Origin of the sequence: uncultured Cellulomonas sp. (assembly GCF_947494015.1) — a bacterium.
Classification (GTDB): domain Bacteria; phylum Actinomycetota; class Actinomycetes; order Actinomycetales; family Cellulomonadaceae; genus Pengzhenrongella.
In genome coordinates this window covers 22139-44243 of sequence record NZ_CANLTL010000010.1, presented here as the reverse complement: position 1 = coordinate 44243, position 22105 = coordinate 22139, and the positions used below count along the sequence as shown (strand labels likewise).

General features: G+C 74.8%; 15 protein-coding genes. 7 read left to right on the top strand and 8 right to left on the bottom strand.

The annotated features are described in order from the left end of the window. Positions 1-2 precede the first annotated feature (2 nt). Entirely contained in the window at positions 3-1259 is a 1257-nt protein-coding gene (locus Q0840_RS12350; RefSeq protein ID WP_298459842.1) for a PP2C family protein-serine/threonine phosphatase, read from the bottom strand. 99 nt (positions 1260-1358) lie between these two features. Here Q0840_RS12350 and Q0840_RS12345 point away from each other — a divergent pair, with 99 nt between their 5' ends. Next, the gene (locus tag Q0840_RS12345) at positions 1359-1778 is read left to right on the top strand and encodes a hypothetical protein (RefSeq protein WP_298459841.1); all 420 of its coding nucleotides are present in this window, start codon (positions 1359-1361) and stop codon (positions 1776-1778) included. A 78-nt stretch (positions 1779-1856) separates the two neighbouring features. After that, entirely contained in the window at positions 1857-3188 is a 1332-nt protein-coding gene (locus tag Q0840_RS12340) for an alpha-amylase family protein (protein WP_298459840.1), read from the top strand. Between the two features lie 73 nt (positions 3189-3261). Here the strand turns inward: Q0840_RS12340 and Q0840_RS12335 are convergent, their stop codons facing one another. Beyond that, positions 3262-4734 carry a patatin-like phospholipase family protein gene (locus tag Q0840_RS12335; protein WP_298459839.1) on the bottom strand — a complete coding sequence of 491 codons (1473 nt, stop codon included), beginning with the start codon at positions 4732-4734 and terminating at the stop codon, positions 3262-3264. A gap of 283 nt (positions 4735-5017) precedes the next feature. Between Q0840_RS12335 and Q0840_RS12330 the strand changes: the two genes are divergently transcribed. Then, positions 5018-7240 (top strand): SpoIIE family protein phosphatase, encoded by a 2223-nt coding sequence (locus tag Q0840_RS12330; RefSeq protein WP_298459837.1) that lies wholly within the window; start codon positions 5018-5020, stop codon positions 7238-7240. Between the two features lie 123 nt (positions 7241-7363). Here Q0840_RS12330 and Q0840_RS12325 read toward each other — a convergent pair whose 3' ends face one another. From Q0840_RS12325 to Q0840_RS12305, 5 genes are all read right to left on the bottom strand, one after another. Continuing rightward, positions 7364-8740, bottom strand: a complete 1377-nt coding sequence (locus Q0840_RS12325; RefSeq protein ID WP_298459951.1) for an HNH endonuclease signature motif containing protein — start codon at positions 8738-8740, stop codon at positions 7364-7366. 786 nt (positions 8741-9526) lie between these two features. Next, positions 9527-10165 carry a heme oxygenase (biliverdin-producing) gene (locus Q0840_RS12320; protein ID WP_298459835.1) on the bottom strand — a complete coding sequence of 213 codons (639 nt, stop codon included), beginning with the start codon at positions 10163-10165 and terminating at the stop codon, positions 9527-9529. A gap of 240 nt (positions 10166-10405) precedes the next feature. Further along, positions 10406-11545, bottom strand: coding sequence for a pirin family protein (locus tag Q0840_RS12315; RefSeq protein ID WP_298459834.1), 1140 nt, complete (start codon positions 11543-11545; stop codon positions 10406-10408). Positions 11546-11699: 154 nt separating this feature from the next. Then, positions 11700-13325, bottom strand: a complete 1626-nt coding sequence (locus Q0840_RS12310) for a sodium:solute symporter family protein (protein WP_298459833.1) — start codon at positions 13323-13325, stop codon at positions 11700-11702. A 209-nt stretch (positions 13326-13534) separates the two neighbouring features. Beyond that, entirely contained in the window at positions 13535-14206 is a 672-nt protein-coding gene (locus Q0840_RS12305) for a TetR/AcrR family transcriptional regulator (protein WP_298459832.1), read from the bottom strand. Between the two features lie 115 nt (positions 14207-14321). Here Q0840_RS12305 and Q0840_RS12300 point away from each other — a divergent pair, with 115 nt between their 5' ends. The 4 genes from Q0840_RS12300 to atzF are packed head-to-tail and all read left to right on the top strand — an operon-like array spanning position 14322 to position 21223. Continuing rightward, positions 14322-15173: an urea amidolyase associated protein UAAP1 gene (locus tag Q0840_RS12300; RefSeq protein ID WP_298459831.1), complete on the top strand. Its 852-nt coding sequence runs from the start codon at positions 14322-14324 to the stop codon at positions 15171-15173. Next, positions 15170-15877 carry an urea amidolyase associated protein UAAP2 gene (locus Q0840_RS12295; RefSeq protein ID WP_298459830.1) on the top strand — a complete coding sequence of 236 codons (708 nt, stop codon included), beginning with the start codon at positions 15170-15172 and terminating at the stop codon, positions 15875-15877. Before Q0840_RS12300 ends, Q0840_RS12295 begins: the two co-directional genes overlap by 4 nt. A gap of 1 nt (position 15878) precedes the next feature. Continuing rightward, the gene (uca, locus tag Q0840_RS12290) at positions 15879-19484 is read left to right on the top strand and encodes an urea carboxylase (protein ID WP_298459829.1); all 3606 of its coding nucleotides are present in this window, start codon (positions 15879-15881) and stop codon (positions 19482-19484) included. Beyond that, positions 19481-21223 carry an allophanate hydrolase gene (gene atzF, locus Q0840_RS12285; RefSeq protein ID WP_298459828.1) on the top strand — a complete coding sequence of 581 codons (1743 nt, stop codon included), beginning with the start codon at positions 19481-19483 and terminating at the stop codon, positions 21221-21223. Before uca ends, atzF begins: the two co-directional genes overlap by 4 nt. A 118-nt stretch (positions 21224-21341) precedes the next feature. Here the strand turns inward: atzF and Q0840_RS12280 are convergent, their stop codons facing one another. After that, on the bottom strand, positions 21342-22034 hold the full coding sequence (locus tag Q0840_RS12280) for a hypothetical protein (RefSeq protein WP_298459827.1): 693 nt from the start codon (positions 22032-22034) through the stop codon (positions 21342-21344). Between the last annotated feature and the right edge of the window lie 71 nt (positions 22035-22105).

Genomic DNA, 22105 nt, shown 5'->3' with positions numbered 1-22105 from the left:
TGTCAGTGCCGCAGCGCGTCGGCGCCCAAGGGCGTCGGCGCCGCGGCGAGCCCCGAGGTGTACGTGTGCTCCTCGCCGCTCGCCCACTGTGCCACCACGAGCGTGGCGTCGTCCTGCAGGACGCCCTTCTGGTGGTCCAGCACGTCGTGGCTGAGCCGGCGCAACATCTCGGGGGCGGGCAGATCGGCCGCGGCGGACCGTTCGAGGTGACCGATGAGCCGGTCGATGCCGAAGAACGTCCCCGTGTCGTCGCGCGCCTCGGTGATGCCGTCGGTGTAGAGCACCACGCAGTCCCCCGGCTCGAGCTGCTCCTCGGCGACGGCGACCTCCTCGTGGCCCAGACCCATCAGCACGCGGCGCCCGCCGGTGAGCTGCTTGACGACCTTGCCGCGCCGCATCAGCAGCGGCGCCAGGTGCCCGGCGTTCGCATACCGCAGCCGTCCGGTCGGCAGGTCCAGGGTCGCCACGACGGCCGTCACGAAGATCTGCCCCCGGCCCTGCTCCGTCGCGTAGCGGTCCATCACCCGCACGGTCGTCTCCAGGTCGCGGCCCTCGCGTCGGCTGTTGCGCAGCGCGGCGAGCGTGACCGCCGCCGAGACGGTGCCCCGCAGGTCGTGACCGGTCGCGTCCAGCACGGCGAGGTGGGCGACGTCGTCGACCACGCTGTAGTCGAAGGCGTCGGCGGCCACGTCGTAGCACGGCTCCAGGATCGCCGAGACGACCAGCCCCTCGCAGCCGAAGGTGAGCGGCGGCAGCAGGTCCCACAGCAGCTCGGACGCGACGGACCGCTCCCGGGTGCGCGACGCCCGCGACACCGCGTCGCCGTACGGCCGCTTGGCGGCCACCAGGTGACCGGCCAGGTGCGCGAGCATCCGGTAGGCGTCCTCGACCGTCGGGTCGGCCAGGTCGGTCCCGACCGGCACCGCGATCCGCAGCACGCCGAGCCGGTGGGTGCCGTCGACCAGCGGGACCCAGACGGCGGGCTCGCCACCGTGGACGACGACCGGCTGCACCAGCTTGAACGCCCGGCCGGCCAGCGTGCCCTCGACGGACTGCGGGTCGGCGTGCGGGGCGCGCGTCGCGGAGAACTGCAGGAGCTGACGCTGCTCGTCGTCCACGAGGTAGATCGCCGTGGTCCACCCCAGCTCCGCGGCCGCCGCCGCGACGACGTCGGGCACCTGCCCGGGCGTCGCGAGGTGGACCCGGTCGAGCATGGTGCGCAGCACGGCGAGCAGACGGTCGTCGCGCACGGGGGCCATGCCTCGAACCTTAGGGTTGCGGGCACCCGCGGGCGACGGCCGCGAGGTCGGCACACGACGGAAACGCCGCCGTCACAGACCGCTGCCAGGCTCGGGCGCGTGAGCACCCACCTGCGGCCGCGGTCCGCTCTGCTGACTCTCGAGCTCGACGCCGACGCGCAGCCGGCGACGTCGGACCTCGTCCTGGCGACCCGCGACGGCGAGCTGGTCTGGCGTGGCCAGGCGTGCGCCGACGCCTGGCGCGCAGGGCTGCGGCTGCGCGCCCGGTGGCAGGGCGGCTGGGGTGACGCCCTGTGGGCGATGACGCTCGCGGTGCTGGACGTCGAGCTGGCGACCCACGGTCTGCGCCGGGAGGGGCTCCGGCCGGTCGACGTCGTTCCGCAGGCCGCGGGCGCGCTGACCAGGCTGCAGGTCCGGGCACCGGTCGTCCCGGCACCGGTGGGGCGAGCGGTCCGCGTGCCCGCGGCTACAGTGGCAGGCTCGACGGCGCGACCGGGCGCACCGGTCACGGGGGGCTGACGGACCCGATCCGACCTGATCCGACCCGATCCGATCCGATCCGGCCTGTCCTGACCGGACCTGACCTGCGGAGGTGGCATGCCCGGCTGGGTGCAGCACGCGATGTGGTGGCACGTGTACCCGCTGGGGTTCGTGGGCGCCGAACCCGAGGCGCTCGACGCCGGGGCGCCACCCGGGCACCGGTTCGAGCACCTGACCGCCTGGCTGGACTACGTGGTGGACCTCGGCCTGTCCGGGATCGCGCTCGGCCCGGTCTTCGCCTCGCACACGCACGGGTACGACACCGTCGACCACCTGCGGATCGACCCGCGGCTGGGCACCGAGCAGGACTTCGACGACTTCCTCGCCGCCGCCCACGCGCGCGGGCTGCGGGTCACCGTGGACGGTGTGTTCAACCACGTCGGGCGCGGGTTCGAGGCGTTCGCCGAGACCCTGCGGCACGGTCCCGGAGCCCCGCGGGAGAGCTGGTTCCGCCTCACCTGGCCCGAGGGCGCGGGACCCGGGACGGAGCCCGGCTACGCCGACTTCGAGGGCCACCACGCGCTGGTCGCGCTGAACCACGACGAGCCCGCGGTCGCGGCGCACGTCGCCGAGGTGATGAACCACTGGCTGGACCGCGGCGTGGACGGCTGGCGGCTGGACGCCGCGTACGCCGTCCCGACGTCGTTCTGGCGCCGCGTCCTGCCGGCCGTCCGCGCCAGGCACCCCGAGGCGTACGTGTTCGGCGAGGTGCTGCACGGGGACCTCGGCGCCGTGGTCACCGAGGCGGGCTTCGACGCGGTGACCCAGTACGAGCTGTGGAAGGCCATCTGGAGCTCGCTCAACGACGGCAACTTCTTCGAGCTGGCGTGGGCGCTGACCCGCCACGACACCTTCCTGGACACGTTCGTCCCCCTCACCTTCGTCGGCAACCACGACGTCACCCGGTTGGCCAGCAGGATCACCGACCGCCGCCACCTTCTGCACGCCGTCGCGCTGCTGTTCGGCCTCGGCGGCACGCCGACGGTCTACGCGGGAGACGAGCAGGGCATGACCGGGGTGAAGGAGGACCGGGCCGGCGGGGACGACGCCGTGCGGCCGACCTTCCCGCCGACGCCGGGCGAGCTCGCGCCGGGCGGCGCGTCCGTGCTCGACGCGCACCGGGCGCTGATCGCGCTGCGCCGCCGGCACCCGTGGCTGCACACCGCGCGCTCGGAGTCCGTGCTGTGCACCAACCGCACCCTCGTGCTGCGCCAGCACGCCGGCGACGACGCCCTGCTCCTCGCCCTGAGCCTCGAGGACTCCGCGACCACGCTCACCGCACCCGGCGCGACATCCGTCCTGGCCGGTGACGGCCGGGTGGACGGCGCCGGACCCGCCACGCAGGTCGTGCTGCCGGCGCACGGGTGGGCGGTCCTGGGCACGGGCTGACCTCGGCCGCAGGCTCGCAGGCGACGGGTCGCCACGCGGCCCGTCGCCACGCGGCGCGTCGCCAGGCGGCGCGTCAGTCGGCGGGCCAGGGCCGGCGCACCGGCGTCGGCCACGCGTGGTCCTCCCACCGCTGCCACCACCCGTGCGCACCGGCGGGCAGCTGTGCCGGGTCCTTCGCGGCGACGGCGTCGCGCAGCTGCCGCTTGAGCAGGGCGAGTGCGGCGTCGTCCGCGGCGGTGGGGCGGCGGTGCGCCGTGGGCGCGTCCGACACGGCAGCGGCACCCGTGCCGCCGCCCGTGCCGCCGCCCGGGCCGCCGCCCGCGCCGCGGACGATCGGCACGCCGGCGTGGGCGTGCTCCGCCTGCCAGATGTCGCGGCGCAGCGTGACGATCCGCGCGGTGAGGCGGCACTCGTCCGCATCGGCCCCGCGCACGACGTCGCCCGCCCGCAGCCAGCCGTGGTCGATGTCGATCGCGGTCAGGCCCGGGTCGACGCCGAGGCTGTCGTGGACGTCGACCTCCGGCTGGATCAGCGTGACGCGGGCCGAGGTCCGCGCGAGCTCGACCTCGTCGCGCAGCACCTCGTCCCACATGATGTCGGTGTACGCCCGGGACGCGATGGCCAGGATGTTCTTGCCCGCGAAGTCGGTGTCCGGTGGGCTGCCGGTCGCCGACGCGACCACCGCCCAGCACCGGGTGCCGCCCAGGTGGCGCGCAGCCATCTCGATCGGGACCACCTCGCGCACCCCGCCGTCCACGTAGTGCTCCCCGTCGAGCCGCACGGGCGGGAAGACGACCGGGATGGCCGACGACGCCCGGACGGCGTCGGTGATCGCGATCGTGGCCCCGCCGGGGACCGGACGGTTGCTGCGATCGACGAGCCGGCCGGCCTCCGTGACGTACCGCAGCTCCCCGGACTCCAGGCCCACGACGGCGATCCGCAGCTGCACCCCCGAGCCGGGCACCCGGCCGGGGTCGAAGACCGCCGGGTCCTGCACCTGGCGGGTCAGGCGGCCGGGGGCGAAGAGTCCCTGCGCGGTCTCCGCCGCCGACAGCACGTGCTCCAGGTCCCGGCCGGTACGGCCCAGCGCCCGCATCGCGAGCAGCGCGTCCACCGTCCGGAAGGGGCTCCACATCGGCGCCTCGGCCGGGTCGCCGAGCACGTGCCCGACGCGGCGTCGTCGCTGGAAGACCTCGAGCCACTCGGGGGCGATGGTGCGCAGCGACGTGAACCAGGGCGTCTCCTCGAACAGGTCCGACGACGTCCTCATGCCTCGCCACAGCGTCTCCAGCCCGGCCAGGGCGGCGCGCTGCTCGTGCGGGTCCCGGCTCTGGGCGAGCACGGCCGCCACCAGCGAGCCGGCGGAGGTGCCGGTGATGATGCTCGGCGAGACACCGACGACGTCGTACAGGTAGCGCAGGGCACCGATCTCGAAGCCTGCGCGCGAGCCGCCACCACTGAGCGCCAGGGCCTCCCGCACGCGTGTCGGGCCGGTGCGCCGACCGGCCGCACGCAGCTGGCGGCGCAGTACACCGACCGCTCTCATGGGTCTCCTCTCTCGCGCCGTCCGCGCGGCGCCGCACGACCACTCGTGCGCACCCGCGACTGCGACTGCGACTGGACCGGGACTGCGACTGCGACTGCGACTGCGACTGTCGCACGTCGGCGCCCGGAGCATCCGGGGCGCCGTCGACGCACTCGGGTTAGATTCGTCATCCATCGGGCTCGACGCCGGGTGCTCCCCGTGCTGGCTGAGCAGCCCCGCCCCGTCTCCCGTTCCGCCGATCGACCGCCCGCCGATCGCACCGCCCGGCCCTGAGGACCTCCGCGTGACCGCTGCTGCACCCCTGTCCCTGAACCATGTCGTCGACTGCGCCGATGAGCCGATCCGCATCCCGGGGTCCGTCCAGGCCCACGGCGCGCTGCTCGTCGCGGACGAGGGCGACCACACCATCCTGATGGCCTCGGCGAACGCCGCCGAGCACCTGGGCCGGCCGGCCGAGGAGCTGCTCGGGCTACGGCTGGCCGACGTCCTGGGTGCCGAGCATCTGTCCGCGCTCGCGCCCGGCGACGAGGGTGGCGAGCCCCGGCGGGTGCAGCTGAACGGCCCGGACGGCGTTCGGCGCACGGTCGACCTGCTGGCGCACCGCACCGACGGGCTGCTCGTCGTGGAGCTCGAACCGCGGGGGGACGCGCTGCCGGAGTCCGCGCCGCGCACGCGGCTCGCGCTGCGCGCACTGCAGGGCGCCGGCACCCAGACGGAGCTGACCCGGATGCTCGCCCACGAGGTGCGCCGGGTGACCGGGTTCGACCGTGTCATGGTCTACCGGTTCGACGAGGAGTGGAACGGCGAGGTCGTCGCCGAGGCGGCACGCGAGGACCTCGAGCCGTTCCTCGGTCTGCACTACCCCGCCTCGGACATCCCCGAGCAGGCGCGCGCGCTCTACACGACGCAGTGGCTGCGCTCCATCCCGGACGCCCGCTACACCGCCAGCCCGCTCGTGCCGCCGCTGAACCCTCGCAGCGGGCTCCCGCTGGACCTCTCCGGCGCCGCCCTGCGCAGTGTCTCCCCCGTGCACCTGCAGTACCTGGCAAACATGGGTGTGCGCGCCTCGATGTCGGTGTCCCTGCTGTCGCACGGCCGACTCTGGGGCCTGATCGCGTGCCACCACTACGACGGCCCGCACTACCCGAGCGCTGCGACCCGCAACCTCGCCGAGTTCCTGGGCCGGACGGCCTCGCTGCTGCTGCAGGGCAAGGAGGACGAGGCCCGGTACGTCGACGCCCTGTCGATCACCGCGACGGCGGCGGACCTGACCCGGGCGCTCGCCGCCAACATCCGGGAGCCGTTGACCACCCTCACGGAGCACGGCGGAGTCCTGGACCTGATCGACGGCGCCGCGGGCGCGGCCGTCCGGGTGCACGGCGAGGTCCGGCTGCTCGGTCAGACGCCATCGGCCGAGGAGGTGGACGAGCTCGCCCGGCTGTGGTGGTCGAGCAGCCGGGAGCCGGTGGTGTCCGACAGCCTGACCCGCGACTTCCCGACAACCGACCTGCCGCAGCGGATCGCCGCGACGGCGAGCGGTGTGCTGGCCGTGCCGCTGATGTCGGGTGGCCGCAACGACTTCCTGATGTGGTTCCGCCCCGAGGTGCTCGCGGAGGTGCACTGGGCGGGGAACCCGCACGCGCAGCACGTCGAAGTGACTGACGCCGGGCTCCGGCTCACCCCTCGGGCGTCGTTCGCCGCATGGGTCGAGCAGGTCCGGGGGCGGTCCGAGCCGTGGAGCGCATCGGAGGCCGCCGCCGCGAAGCGACTGGGCCAGGACGTCGACGAGCTGCTCGCACGGCGAACGGCCGAGGACGGTCGGATCGCGGCGGCCCTCCAGCGCATCGTCGTCACCGAGCGCCCCGCCATCCCGGCCGGGTTCTCCCTCGCCACGCGGTACCTGCCGAGCGGCCGGGACATCATCGGCGGGGACTGGTACGACGTGACCGTGCTGCCCGACGGGCGCGTCGTGGTCATGGTCGGCGACGTCGCCGGGCACGGCATGGGTGTGGCCGCGATCACCGCCCAGATGCGGCACGCGCTGCGCGCGTACCTCGTCAACGAGGGCAGCGCGTCGGTCGCGTTGCGCCAGCTCAGCACGCTGATCGGCGCACTCCTGCCGGGCAAGCTGGCGACCGTCGTCGCTGCCGAGCTCGATCCGGCGACCGGCACCGTGCGGGTGACCAGTGCCGGACACCTGCCGATCCTGCACGTGTCCGGCGACGACGCCCGGCTGGTCCGCGAGGCGACCGGTCCAGCGCTCGGCGTGGACGTCGCCACGCCGTCGGACGAGGCGACGATCCAGCTCGCCCCGGGTGACGCGCTGGTGCTGTACTCCGACGGTCTCGTCGAGGAGCGCGGCGTGCACCTCCTGGAGAGCCTCGAGGACCTGCGGGTGCGGGCCGCCGCCGCGAGCCGAGACCCCGACGAGCTGTGCGAGCAGCTCGTCTCGGGTGCGCCCGCCACCAACGACGACGTGACGGTGCTGGCCATCCGGCGGTACTGACGAACCTTCGTGGCCGGCGGTCGCCAGCTCTCCTGGTCCTCTCTCAGGGCCGTCTCGATCCCGCACCCCGGTGCCGAATCGCGCTGCGTTCGAACGGACCACAGATGCGCCCGGAATCGCCGCTCACCGCCGTCGTCGGACAGGCCCGAATAACGACCTCGTCCCGTTTCGGTCCCGGTCGGGGTCGAGCTGACTTCCGTGGACGTCGTGGAATGTCCAGTGTTTCCCGTGCCGGTGGATCTGTATTCCGCGGCGGTGGATGAGGCCGTGGTGGTAGGTGCACAGGAGTATTCCGTTGTCGACCTTGGTGGCGCCGTGGTCGCGGGCCCAGTGCTGGACGTGGTGGGCTTCGCACACCGGTGGTGGTGCGGTGCAGGTGGGGTATTGGCAGTGCTTGTCGCGGGCGGTGATCGCGGCGCGTAGATGTCGGGTGAAGGTGCGTTCGGCGCGTCCGACATCGAGGACTTCGGCGTGGGGTCCGAAGATGATGCGGTTGATCTGGCTGTCGCACGCGATCCGGTCCAGCAACGCGCGGGGGACGGGGGTGCGGTCCTCGTACTGCGGCCCACCGGCCACCGCCTGACCGGTGAGCATCGCCGCCGTCAGCGCTGGCGGAGCGCTGGGAGCGGTGTCGTGGCCGTCGGTGGGGGCAGCCAACGTGCCCTGCTTCTGCGCGGGCGGCGTGCCGTGCGGGGGTCGGGCCAGGGCGGCTTGGGCGCGGGCGCGGAAGGTCGGCTCGTCGACCAGGACCGTGACCCGCGGGCGCACCGCCCGGCCGGTCCCGACCAGGCCGTGGTCGAGGGTGATCGCGGCCAGGTCCGCCAGCGCGTGGGCGCGGCGTTGGGTGGGGGTGCGGTCGTCGTCGACCGCCGGCACCGGCGTGACGGCGGCCAGGGCGGCTTTCAGGGTCTGCCCGTGCTCGATGGTGAGCTGCCCTTCCAGGTGGTATCCGTCGCCCATGCGTGAGAGCTCGAGGTGTTCGCGGTCGCCGGACTCGACGTAGCCGCGGTCGTCGGCGTCGGGGTCGGCGTAGGCGGCCCACTGCCGGGCCAGCACCCGCGTCTCGTCCACCGACAACCGCGCCGCCTGGTCGAGCAGGAACGCCTCGTTGCACTCATGCGCCGGGTCCGCCAGCACCTGGCGCCGCTGCGCCGTGGTGGGCGTCAACGTGGCCAGCAGCTGGGCCTGCTCGACGGTGATCGCCCCGGTCGCGGCGGCGTCAGAGGTGGCGGGCAGGTGGTCGCGCAGGGCCCGGCCCAGGCGCACCTGGGCCCGGGCGGTCTGCACCGACACCTGGTGCTCGTGGGACACCCACACCGGGAACGACCGGGCACCACTGAGCGCCCACAGCCCGTCGGTGTCGATCACCGGCAGCAGCCGCACCCGGGCCACCACCGCCCGACTGACCACCACCGCCAACCGGCGCGCCACCACCGCCGCCGCCGGCCCGTCCACCACCGCCACGTCCAGACCGGCCAGCACGTCGACCGCGGCCTCCATCGCCGACAACGCCGCACCCACCTGGGAAGAAACGCACGACGGGCCACCCGAAGCGGCGTCCCCCGACGGCGCCGGAACGGGATTGTCGACACTCATCGCCCGCCCCTTTCCGCCCCGTCCGGCCATGCCTCGATCAAAGCGATACCCACACTCTACGGTCAGCCACTGACATCCCCGCCGTGGCCATCAGCGTTTGTGGACGGCGTTTCACCCGAGCGGGCTGTGGACCGGTTTGCTCGAGTTCACGGCGCCTTCAGCGGTCGACTGCCTCGGCCGTCAAGAGCGCTGTTGTCGCGTCGCGATGAAAGAAGTGCAGCGGGACCGCGAATCGGCGCAGCCGTCCGCGCGGCTCGCTTGCGCCGGGGCGCCCATCGCGCCTCCCGGATCCCGGCGCGGCGCGTGAAGTGCGCCGTTCGACGCCTGCGGCGGCGCTCCACCCCAGCCGTTCGCTGCCCGCCCCACACCGCCCCCCTACCGCCGTCCGCGGGTCCACCAACATCACCGCCGTCCTGCGTCCACCACTGTCCGGCGCCCGATGGCGACGCCTCCCCGCCCGCACCACCGCGGCGGCGCACCGCGCGGGGCTCCGCACGGCCGCCACCCCGACCGACCGACGAACACCGACCACCGACCACCGACACAGGCCGTACCCAGCCGGCCCCGCGACCGCACCCGCGGCGCCTGCGGCACCCGCGGCACCTGACACCGCACACCGAGCCGACGCCGTCGTCGGCGCGTCGCCACGACGACCCCCGCCTCCAGCCGCCGCCGCGACGGCGCCCCGCGTCAGGACAGGTACACCGCCCCCAGGTCCGCGAACACCTCGGCGTTCAGCCGGAACGCCACCCCCGCCTCCTCCGCGACGCGGGCCCGCTCGCCGTCGTCGAACGGAAGGGCGTCCAGCCGCGCCCGGTAGAGGTCCTTGAAGAGCTTGGGCTTGGCGATGCCGGGGAACGTGTAGAAGTGGAGCGCGTCGTCACCGAGCCCGTACTCGCGGCGCAGCACCGACCGGATGGCCAGTCCCCCGGACAGGTCGCCGAGGTAGCGCGTGTAGGCGTGCGCCACGTACCCGCCCACCCACGTCCCCGCGACGGCGAGCAGCCGGTCGACGTAGCGGTCCGTGGCCGGCAGGGTGCGCCCGTGCTGCCGCCAGGACGGCCCGCGCAGCACCGCCAGGTCGTGCTCGATCGCGGCGCTCCGAGACAGCACGTCGAACAGCATCGTCGCCCCCGCCGTGTCAACGCGGACGAACGGCTCGGCCGCCTCGAGGGCGCCGTAGATCGCGTGGTGCTGCGTGAGCAGGTCGACGTAGGCCTCGACCGGCACCCGGCCGGCCATCAGCTCTCCCACGAACGGCATCGCCTCCGCCTGCTCGTGCTGGGTCCGGGTCGCGGTGCGCAGGTCCGCGACGAGTTGCGTGTCCACGGCACCAGGATCCCAGGCCGTGGCGTGCCCGACGACGCCCGTCCATCACCGGGCAGCCCCGTCCCCGACCACTTCCACCCTCCGACGACGTCGGCCCGACCCCCGCTCCGCCCCCCGGCGGAGGTCCCTCGGCGAAGGTCCCTCGGCGCAGGTCCCCCGCTCCGCCCCCCCGGCGCAGGTCCCCCGCTCCGTCCCCCGGCGTCCGTCCCCCGGCGCAGGTCCGCCGGCGGTGCGGGGCCCTCAGCCGCGCGGCTTGAGCCGCTGGTGCGGCATGGGCGGCGCCGGCAGGGGTGGGTGCGGGTGGCCGGTCACCGTCCCGAAACGACCGCCCGACGGCGCCCCGGCGGCCGGGTCGAGGACGGCGTCGGGGGGCACGCCGTCCGGTCCGCCGAGATCGGCCCGGGTGGTGTCACCGCCGGACGGGTCCCCTTCGGCGGCGATCTCGGCGTCGTCGGCGCCGATCTGCGCCTGCCACTGCCGGCGCGCCCGGGTCACCTCGTCGTGGTCGCGGCCGATGAAGTTCCACCACATGACGATGCGCTCCCCCAGCGGCTCACCGCCGATGAGGACGAGCCGGACGTCGCCGTCGGAGGCCCGCACGGTGAGCGACGTCGTCCCCGCCGGCACGTACAGCAGCTCCCCGGCCCGCCCCTGCACACCGTGCGCCCCGCCCGAGCCGTCCTCGCCCCGAAGGACGTCCCCCGCACCGACCTCCACCGTGCCGGTGTCCACCAGGACGCCGTGCTCGAACGTCGGGTCGACCGCGAACGTGTGCGCGTACCCGCCGCCGAGAACGACCTCGGCGCCGAGCAGCGGCGAGAAGGTCGGCACCGGCGACGTCGAGCCCGCGAGCGAGCCGAGGAAGACCCGCACGGCGCCGTCGTCGAGCCCGGTCACCGGCGGGACGTGGTGGTCGAAGGCCGGCGCCGTCCCCCGGTGTCGCTCGGGCAGGACCGTCCACAGCTGGACGCCGTGCAGCACCGTGGTCGCCGGCGTGGAGTCCTCGGAGTGGCTGATGCCGTAACCGGCGGTCATGAGGTTGAGCTCCCCCGGGCGCACGACGGCGTGCGTACCGAGGCTGTCGCGGTGCTCCACCTCCCCGGAGAACAGCCAGCTGACCGTCTGCAGCCCGGTGTGCGGGTGCGGGGGCACCCGCATCCCGCCGGTGACCGCGACGTCGTCCGGCCCGTAGTGGTCGAGGAAGCACCACGCACCGATGAAGGATCGGGCACGCTGCGGCAGGGTCCGGCGGACCGTCATGGCCCGGACCCCGCCGAGCGGGACGTCGCGCGGCGTGAGCACCTCCACGCTCGTGGAGCCGGCACCCCGAGGGGCGTCGTCGCAGGTCACCGCGTCAGGCCGCGTGTCGAGGTTCGTCATCGGTGCTCCCGTGGTCACGCGGCCGCCCGGCTCGACGCGCCGGCCGCCGGCTGTCCTGTCGGCACCATTGTCCGCCGCGCGCGCACCCGGGGGGGTATCGGCGCCGCCCGCGCGGCGGCGCCCACGCCCGCGGTACCGCTCGAGGGGCGCCGCCTCAGGCCCGCTCGGTCGACGACGCCACCCCGGCCGGTACGGCGGACGCCGGCGCCTCGACGTCGCCGCTCACGACCGGGGCCGCAGCCGCGGCGACCGCACCCGCGCCGCCGGGGACGGAGGCGGGTGCCGGGGCGGGCACGACCGGCGCCGCCGCGAACGCGTCGCCGTCGGCGATGGCCCAGGCCTCCTCGGTGACCGCGCGCGGCCAGACCGCCGCCGCGACGAGGTAGGCCAGCAGCGAGGCGAGTGCCCCGTACATCGTCGGCCAGCCGTCGAACGACGCCGGCACCAGGTCGTTGGGGAGGTAGGCGACGTCGTTGGGCACCCCGTACATCGTGGGCGTGAGCACGAACAGCGTGATGCGGACGACGAGCCCGGTCACCATCGCCGCGACCGCGGCGCGGGTCCCGCCGCGCTTCCAGAACAGGCCGAGCAGGAACGGCACGACCAGGCAGGCCAGCATGAGGTCGAAGGCCAGCGTGAGCAGGATGCCGGTCTGCGCGACCTGCAGCGCCACGGTGACGCCGAGCAGCACCACGGGCACCATCGCCAGCCGCGTCCAGCGCAGCAGCGGGTCGGCGGTGCCGGGCTCGGTGGCGACCCGACGCACCCCGAAGATGTTGCGCACCGCGACGGCGGAGGTCGCCAGGATGGCCCCGGACGCCGTCGAGAACGACGCGGCGACGATTCCCGACAGCACCAGGATGGTCAGGGCCGGTGGCGCGTAGCTGTCCAGCAGCGTGAACAGCACCGGCCCGTCGGCCATGTCCAGCCCCAGCGCCGAGACCGCCGCGAGCGACACGAGCGCGTAGGCGACGCCGATCACGGCGGTCCCGGCGGCGCCGGTGAAGCACGAGCGTCGCGCGACCTCGGGGCTGCGGGCGGAGAAGATCCGCTGCATGAAGTCGATGGCGACGATGTCGCCGATCCCGAGCGACAGCAGCGTCGCCCAGTTGATCGGGGCGCCGGCATCGGTGGACGTCAGCTGGGCGAGGTCGAACGGTCCCATGCCCTCGGGGATCGCGAAGCCGATGGTCGACCCGACCCACCACAGCAGGGCGACGGTCGCCACCAGCGTGATGACGATCTGGATCGCGGCGGTGTACGCGTCGGAGAACATCCCGCCGCCGATCGTGTACACCAGCACGAGCGCGACCGCGATGAGCACGCCGACCGTGTAGTCGAGCCCGAGGAAGCGCTCGAGCAGGAAGCCGCACGCCACCAGGTTGCCCGCCATGAGGATCGCGAAGGCGAAGATCATCAGCACGGACGACCCCACCTCGACCCCGCGCCCGTACCGCAGCCGGTAGAAGTCGGCCAGGGTGAACAAGCCCATCCGGTTCATCGGCCGGGCCAGGAACAGCCCCGTGAGCAGCAGGCACAGCGCCAGGCCGAGCGCGAGCGAGGCCCCGGACCAGAAGCCGAACGCGGACGTGAGGTCGGTGTTGCCGACCGTCGCGTTGGAGTCCACGGCGGCGGCCATGAGGGACGCCGCGACCAGCGGGACACCCAGGCGCCGTCCGGCGACGAGGAAGTTGGCGCTGTCACCGTCCACCTTGCGGGCGACGAGGATGCCGACCAGGACGACGGCGAGAACGCTCAGACCGACACCAGCGATGATCACGGCAGCTCCAGGGGGCTTGGGCTCCGCGCGGTGCGGAGGCGGTCGGGGACCGCGGACCGATGCCGCCGACTTCCTGTCGAGCGACAGGTTCATTGACCACCGGGGCCGTGTCCGGCTCGCTGCCGCCGTGAAACGGACGTGTTAAATCTGCCGGCCCGAGCTCGCGGGCCGCCCGCGACACCCGCGTCCCGGGTCCGGACGCGGTCGGGTCAGCCCGACGCGGGGAGGCCCGCGCCCAGCGCCAGGCCCTGCGCGCGCACCTCGGCGATCCGCTCGTGCGGCAGGCCGAGGATGCGCTGGACGGCGTCGGCCACCCGCGGTGCGACGTCCTGCGCGCGCAGCGCCGGCTCCCCGCGGCGGAGCAGGATGACGCTCTCGACCAGCCCGAGCACGAGGGCGGCGAGGTCCGGGGCCTCCTCCGGCGCCACCCCGGGGAACCCGGCGACGAGGCGCTCGTACCCGGTGCGCAGGTCCGCGTGCAGCCGGCGGAACTCCGCGAAGCGGTCGTCGGCGACCTCGGGCAGGAGGTACAGGGCCCCCAGGTTGTCCCGGCCCGCGCACAGGAGGGTCACGTCGGCGTGGCACAGCGCCCACAGCCGCGCCGGGATCGGGGCATCACCGCCCGCGAGCGCATCCACGTTGGCGAGCGAGGGACGCACCGTGCCGAGCAGCAGCTCGAGCAGGATCGCGTGCTTGCCGGCGAAGTGGTGGTAGATCGAGGCCTGCCGGACGCCGGCGCGCTCGGCGATGGCGTAGGTGCTGGTGGAGGTGTACCCCACGGTGCAGAACAGCGCCGCGGCCGCGTCGAGGATGTCCTGCGCGGTCCCCCGCCCCGTGTCAGGCCCGGCGCTCGCGCGCGGTCGTCCCGGTCTGCGTGCCATCTCGCGGCCGAACCTATCACCGCGTTACAGCCCGTTTACCTCGCGGTGACCACTGCGGAACAGCGGCACCGCACCCTGTTCCTGTCGATCAACAGATTAACGAGCGGGGAGCCACATGACCGGCAGCAACGGCACGAGCACCACCGCAGGGGCCCGCGAGCACGCCCGCGCCCAGGAGGCGGCCGCCGTCGGGCAGGTGACGGCGATGCCCACCCTGCCCGCGAGCGCGTGGCCGAGCCCGCCGGACGGGGTGCGGCCCGCCGACCTCGTCTGGGCCGAGACGGTGGCCGGCGGCGGGTACACCCATGCGGTGGTCGACCGCGGGACGGCGATCCGTCTCACCGACCTGACCGGCGACGCGTGCGCGCACGTGCTGCTGCTCAACGCCGACGAGCCGTGGGAACGCCTCAGCGTCGCCGACACCGTCAAGGTGCAGTGGCAGGTCCACCTCACCGCGGGCCACGCGCTGCTGTCCGGGCAGGGCCGCGTCCTGGCGAGCGTCCTCGACGACACGTCCGGGCACCACGACGCACTGTTCGGCACCACGACCCGGCGACGCAACGACGAGCGCTACGGCGACGGCTCGGCCCACGGTCCGGCCCCGGCCGGCCGCGAGCTGTTCACCCTGGCCGCCGCCAAGCACGGCCTCGGCCGGCGCGACCTCCCGCCGAGCATCTCCTTCTTCCACGGGGTCACGGTGGACGCCGACGGGCGAGCGCACAGCAGCGGGTCGGCCGGTGCGGGCACGCACGTGACGCTGCTCGCCGAGATGCGGCTGCTCGTGCTGGTCGCGAACACCGCGCACCCGCTCGACCCCCGGCCGCACTTCACCAGCGGGCCGCTCGAGGTCCTGGGCTGGCGCAGCGCGCCGACGACGCCGTCCGACCCGCGGTGGACCGCGACCCCCGAGGGGCGGCGCGCGCTGGACGCGACCGCCGCCTACCTGACCACGAGAGGGATCCGATGAGCACCGACACGTACCCCACCTCCCGGCCGACCGTGCTGCTCGACGAGGTCGTGCCCGCCCGCGCGCCGTGGTCGACCGTGCTGCCGGCCGGCGCGGAGCTCTCGATCGTCGACCTCGAGGGCAACCAGGCGGTCGACTTCCTCGCCTACGACGCCCACGACACCTCCCGGCGCTACAGCGCCCCGGACACCATCGCGGCGCAGGGGTCGATCTTCCTCACCACCGGCAGCGTCCTGCTCGACAGCGAGCACGACCCGCTGCTGACCGTCGTCGCCGACGACTGCGGCCGGCACGACACCCTCGGTGGGGCGTGCTCGAAGGAGTCCAACGCGCTGCGCTACGGCCGGCACACCGCGGGCCAGCACGCGTGCGCGGAGAACTTCCTGCTCGAGGGCAGCCGCTGGGGCCTGACCGCCCGCGACCTGGTGTCGAACGTGAACTGGTACATGAACGTGCCGGTGGACCCCGACGGCGCCCTGGGCATCGTGGACGGCATCTCCGCGCCCGGGCTCACCGTCACGCTGCGGGCGGAGAAGGACACCCTCGTCATCTTGTCCAACTGCCCCCAGGTCAACAACCCGTGCAACGGCTTCGACCCCACTCCCGTGCGGATGGTCGTCACGACGCCCGCGGCCGACGACGCCGACCCCACCCGGGGCCGCAGCACCACCGCCACCACCACCACCGCGGGACAGGACCGCTGACATGAGCTTCGACACCCTGCTCGTAGCCAACCGCGGCGAGATCGCCGTCCGCATCCTGCGCACGGCGCGCGCGCTGGGCCTGCGGACGGTCGCGGTCCACTCCGCGGCCGACGCGGGCGCCCCGCACGTCCGGCTCGCCGACCGCTCGTTGCTGCTCGGCCCCGCACCCGCGACGCAGAGCTACCTGCGCGCCGACCGGATCATCGAGGCCGCCGTCGACGCCGGCGCCGGCGCCATCCACCCCGGCTACGGGTTCCTGTCCGAGAACGCGGCCTTCGCCCGGGCCGCCGAGGCGGCCGGCATCGCGTTCGTCGGCCCGGCCCCGGAGCACCTCGAGCTGTTCGGCTCCAAGCACACCGCGCGGGACGCCGCCCGGGCGGTCGGGGTGCCGATGCTCGCCGGCACCGGGCTGCTGGGCTCCCTCGACGAGGCGCTCGTGGCGGCCGACGGGATCGGCTACCCCGTGATGCTCAAGGCGACCGCCGGCGGAGGCGGGATCGGGATGCGCGCGTGCCGGTCCGCCGCGGAGCTGACGGCCGCGTGGGAGTCGGTGCGGCGCACCGCCGGAGCGAGCTTCGGGACCGCGGGGGTCTTCCTGGAGCGGCTGATCACCGCCGCCCGGCACGTCGAGGTGCAGGTCTTCGGCGACGGCGCCGGCACCGTGGTGACGCTCGGCGACCGCGACTGCTCCCTGCAGCGCCGCCACCAGAAGGTCTGCGAGGAGGCACCCGCGCCCGGCCTGCCCGACGCCGTCCGGGCCGGCATCGCGGACGCCGCCCGGGACCTGTGCGCCTCGGTCGCCTACCGCTCAGCCGGCACGGTCGAGTACGTCTACGACGCCGAGCGCGAGGAGGCCGCCTTCCTCGAGGTGAACACCCGGCTGCAGGTCGAGCACCCGGTCACCGAGGCCGTGTACGGCGTCGACCTCGTGGAGTGGATGCTGCGCCTGGCGCAGGGCGACACCTCGGTCGTGCGGACCGAGCTGACCCCGCGCGGGCACGCCGTCGAGGCGCGCGTGTACGCCGAGAACCCCGATCGCGACCACCTGCCCAGCGCCGGCACGGTGACCGCGCTGCGGATGCCCGACGACGCCCGGGTCGACACCTGGGTCGAGGCCGGCACCGAGGTCACCACCCACTACGACCCGCTGCTGGCCAAGGTCATCACCGCCGGGGACGACCGCGACGCGGCATGGGGCGCGCTGGCGACCGCGCTGGACTCGGCCCGGGTCGACGGCATCGCGACCAACCTCGGACTGCTGCGGTCGATCGCGCGCACGCCCGTCGTGCTCGACGCGGCGCACCACACCGGCACGGTCGCCCACGTCGAGGACGCCGACCCGCGGGTCGAGGTGGTGCGGCCCGGCATGCTCACGACCGTCCAGGACTGGCCCGGCCGGACCGGCCTGTGGCACGTGGGCATCCCGCCGTCGGGGCCGATGGACGACCTGTCGTTCCGGCTGGGCAACCGCGCGCTGGGCAACGACGAGGGCGCGGCCGGGCTGGAGTGCACGCTGGCCGGCCCGGCGCTGCGGTTCCGCACCGCGGCCACCGTCATGGTCACCGGCGCCCCGGCGCCAGTCACCGTCGACGGGACGCGCGCGCCACAGTGGCAGCCGGTCCACGTCCCGGCGGGCGGCGTCCTGGACATCGGCGCACCGACCGCAGGCATGCGCACGTACCTGCTCGTCCGCGGCGGCCTGGACGTCACGCCGGTGCTCGGCTCGGCGGCGACCTTCGACCTCGGCCGGATCGGCGGCACCACCGGTGGACCGCTGCGCGCCGGCGACGGGCTGCCGCTGCCCCGCACCGAGCCGGTCGGCACGCCGGCAGCGACCGCCGTCCCGCCGGCCGAGCGCCCCGTGCTCACCGACACCTGGGAGATCGGCGCCCTGGAGGGCCCGCACGCCGCACCGGAGTTCTTCACGCCGGGCGACGTGGCGGAGTTCTACGCCGCCCGCTGGTCCGTGCACTTCAACTCCGCGCGCACCGGCGTGCGGCTCGTCGGCCCCAAGCCCACCTGGGCGCGGCCGGACGGCGGCGAGGCGGGGCTGCACCCGTCCAACATCCACGACACCCCGTACGCGGTCGGCGCCGTCGACTACACCGGCGACCTGCCCATCCTGCTGGGCCCCGACGGTCCCAGCCTGGGCGGCTTCACCTGCCCCGCGACGGTCGCCGTCGGGCAGATGTGGAAGCTGGGCCAGCTGCGCCCGGGCGACACGGTCCGCTTCGTGCCCGTCGACGAGGCGCAGGCAGCGACCCTGCGGACGACGCCGCAGACCCGACCGGTGCCGTCCCGCCCCGCGCACGACGACGGCGGCGTCCTGGGCCGGGCCCCCGCCGAGGCCCACCACCCCGAGGTGACCTACCGCCGGTCGGGGGACGACAACCTGCTGGTCGAGTACGGCCCCATGCAGCTCGACCTGGCCTCCCGGATGCGGGTGCACGCGCTCGCCGAGGCGGTCCGCGAGCGCCTGGTCGCCGACGGCGGCCGGGCCGCCCGCGGGCTGGTCGACCTCACCCCGGGCATCCGGTCCCTGCAGCTGCACCTGGACCCCGACGTCCTGCCGCTGCGGACCGCGCTGGACCTGGTGCGTGCGGTCGAGCACGAGCTGCCCGCGACCAGCGACCTCGTGGTGCCGAGCCGGACCGTGCACCTGCCGCTGTCCTGGGACGACCCGGCGACCCGGGAGGCGATCGAGCGCTACATGGCCGGCGTGCGCGACGACGCCCCCTGGTGCCCATGGAACATCGAGTTCATCCGCCGCATCAACGGCCTGGGCTCGGTCGACGACGTGTACCGGACCGTGTTCGACGCCGACTACCTCGTCATGGGCCTGGGCGACGTCTACCTCGGCGCCCCGGTCGCGACCCCGCTGGACCCGCGCCACCGGCTGGTGACGACGAAGTACAACCCGGCGCGCACCTGGACGCCGGAGAACGCGGTCGGCATCGGCGGCGCCTACCTGTGCATCTACGGCATGGAGGGCCCCGGGGGCTACCAGTTCGTCGGTCGCACCGTGCCGGTGTGGTCGACGCACACCCAGCGCGGCGCCTTCGAGCCGGGGACGCCGTGGCTGCTGCGGTTCTTCGACGTCATCAAGTGGTACCCGGTAGGCGCCGACGAGCTGCTCGACCTGCGGGCGGACGCCCGTGCGGGCGGCCTGGACCTGCGGATCGAGCCCGGGCAGTTCGCCCTGGCCGACCACGAGCGGTTCCTCGCCGACCACGCGGGGTCGATCGCCGACTTCCAGCGCCGGCAGGCGGCGGCGTTCTCCACCGAGCGCGACGCGTGGGAGGCGGCCGGCGAGTTCGACCGCCGCGCGGAGCCCGAGCTCGCCGCCCCCGTGCCCGACGGCGTCGAGGTGCCGGACGGCTCCGACGGCGTCGGCGCGCCCTTCGTGGGCACGGTGTTCCGGATCGACGTCCGCCCCGGTGACGTCGTGGTCGAAGGGCAGGTTCTGCTCGCGCTGGAGGCGATGAAGATGGAGGCCCCCGTGGTCGCGACCGTGTCCGGCACCGTCACCGCGGTGTCGGTGACCCCCGGCGACCAGGTCTCCCCCGGCCAGGTCCTGGTCGTCGTCGAGCAGCAGGTCGCGGCGTGAGCGGGGCGAGCGGCGCGACGGCGACCGAGCGGGTCCGCGCGGCGCTGGCGCGGATCGCGCAGGTCGACCGACCCGAGGTGTTCATCGACCTGCGACCGGACGACGACCTCCTGGCGGACGCCGCCCGGGTGGACGAGCGCGTCGCGGCCGGCGAGCACCTGCCGCTCGCCGGGCTGGTGGCGGCGGTCAAGGGCAACATCGCGGTGGCGGGGCTGCCGACCACCGCCGGGTGCCCCTCGTTCGCCGACGGTCCGGCGCCCGCCGACGCGACCGCCGTGGCGCGGCTGCGGGACGCCGGCGCGGTGGTGCTCGGCACGACGAACCTCGACCAGTTCGCCACCGGCCTGGTCGGCACCCGCAGCCCGTACGGCGCCGTCCGGCACGCGACCGCACCCGACCGCATCTCCGGCGGGTCCAGCAGCGGCTCGGCCGTCGCGGTCGCGCTGGGGATCGCCGACCTCGCCCTCGGCACCGACACCGCGGGATCCGGGCGGGTACCGGCGGCGCTGCACGGCCTGGTCGGCGTCAAGCCGACCCGCGGCCTGGTGCCGGTCACCGGCGTCGTGCCCGCGTGCCGCACGCTGGACTGCGTCTCGGTGTTCGCGGACACCGTCGCGCTCGCCGAACGGGTGCTCGGCGTGCTCGCCGGACCCGACGGCACGGACCCGCTGGCCCGGACCGGCGCTGCGGTCGCGGTGACCACCGGTCCCGGCGTGGTCGGCGTGCCCGACACCGCGGCGCTCGGCGCGCTCGCACCCGGCTGGGCCACGGCGTTCGAGCGCGCGGCCACCGACCTGCGGGCGGCGGGCGTGCGGACCGTGCCGGTCGACATCGACCCGCTGCTCGCCGCGGCCCGGCTGCTGTACGACGGCGCCTTCGTGGCCGAGCGGTACGCCGCGGTCGGCACGTTCGTCAGCACGCACCCGGACGCGGTCGACCCCGTCGTCGGTGGCATCATCCGGGCGGCGGGCGAGCTGCCGGCCCACCGGTACTTCACGGACCTCGAGACGCTCGACGAGCTGCGCCTGGCGGCGGCCCGTAGGCTCGCCGGTCTGGACGCGGTGCTGCTGCCCACCACGACGCAGCACCCGACCCTGGCCGCGGTGCGGGCCGACCCCGTGCGGGTCAACAGCGACCTGGGCCGGTTCACGAACTTCGCCAACCTGCTCGACCTGGCCGCCGTCGCCGTCCCGGCCGGGGAGGTCGACGGGCTGCCGTTCGGCGTCCAGCTCTGCGGCCCCGCGTTCTCGGACGCGCGGCTGGCCGGCCTGGGGCGGCTGCTCACGGGCGAGCCCGCCGGTGACCGGCCGGTCCGAGGCACGGGCGCAGCGACCGTCCCGCTGGCCGTGGTCGGCGCCCACCTGCGCGGGCAGCCCCTCAACGGCGAGCTCACCGGGCGCGGTGGCACGTTCGTGGGGACGACCACCACCGCGCCGGAGTACCGGCTGCACGCGCTGTCCACGACGCCGGCCAAGCCGGGGCTCGAGCGGGTCGAGCAGGGCGGGTCCCGCATCGAGGTCGAGGTGTGGGCGCTGCCGCCGGCGGGCTTCGCCGAGCTGGTCGCGGCCCTCCCGCACCCCATGGCGATCGGCCCGGTCCGGCTCGCCGACGGCGCGACCGTGAGCGGGTTCCTGTGCGAGCCTCTCGCACTCCACGATGCCCGGGACATCACCACGACCGGCGGCTGGCGCCGGCACCTCGCCGGGCTCGCCGGCGCCGACCCCGCTGGCGCGGCGTGACGGCGACCGGTGCCGCACGGAGGGATGCGACGTCCCGGAACGTGCTCGCGAGCGCGTTCTCGCCGGAGACGAGCAGGAGACGAGCAGGACCCGAGCAGAGGGGAGCTGTCGCGGGCCCTCACACCGCCAGGGCCGGCTCGAGAGGGTTCTCCCGTGGGCTCGACGGACGCTCCGTCGAGTCCCCGCCGGGGTGGGACCAGAGCGAGACGCCGAGCCAGATGAGCGCCAGCCCCATGGGGACGGCAGCGATGCGATCGAGCGGGTGGGCGAGCAGCGCACCGGCGACGGGCGTCACGGCGGCGGCGGCGATCAGCAGGATGCCGGCCCCGCGGGACAGGACTCGGGCCCGGACGATGGCGATGCCGAGCACGATCGCTCCGACGACGTAGAGCGCACCTCCCAGCTGCGGGACCACGGCGAGCAGCCCGAGATCGGTCATTGCCGGGTCCTGCCCGAAGAGGCCGACGAAGTCCACGGCGAGCTGGCGGGAGCTCACCGCGATCAGCGGGGCGATGAGGGCTTCGGCGAAGTTGAAGGCAGACTGCAGCACGAAGAAGAAAGCGAACAGGACGTACCCGACGAGACCGAGCACCCCGAGGCGTCGGACCTGGCGGAGGTAGACCCCGGTGACGCCGACCAGGGCGAGGACGGCTTCGGCGAAGCTGAGGAGGTGCACGCCCGTCCAGGCCTGCGTCGCGAGCGAGGCGACGTCGTCGGCAGGGTGGATGAGCTGGATGGTGATGTAGGCGAGCCCGGCGACGACGGCCGCCAGGGCGGCCGCACGAGCAAGGGTGGTGGGGGTGATGGTCATGGCGATCTCCTCGGGTGGGTCGACGCCTCCGCGACGGGCGACGCCTGGTCGACGGTGCTGACGGGGCTGGG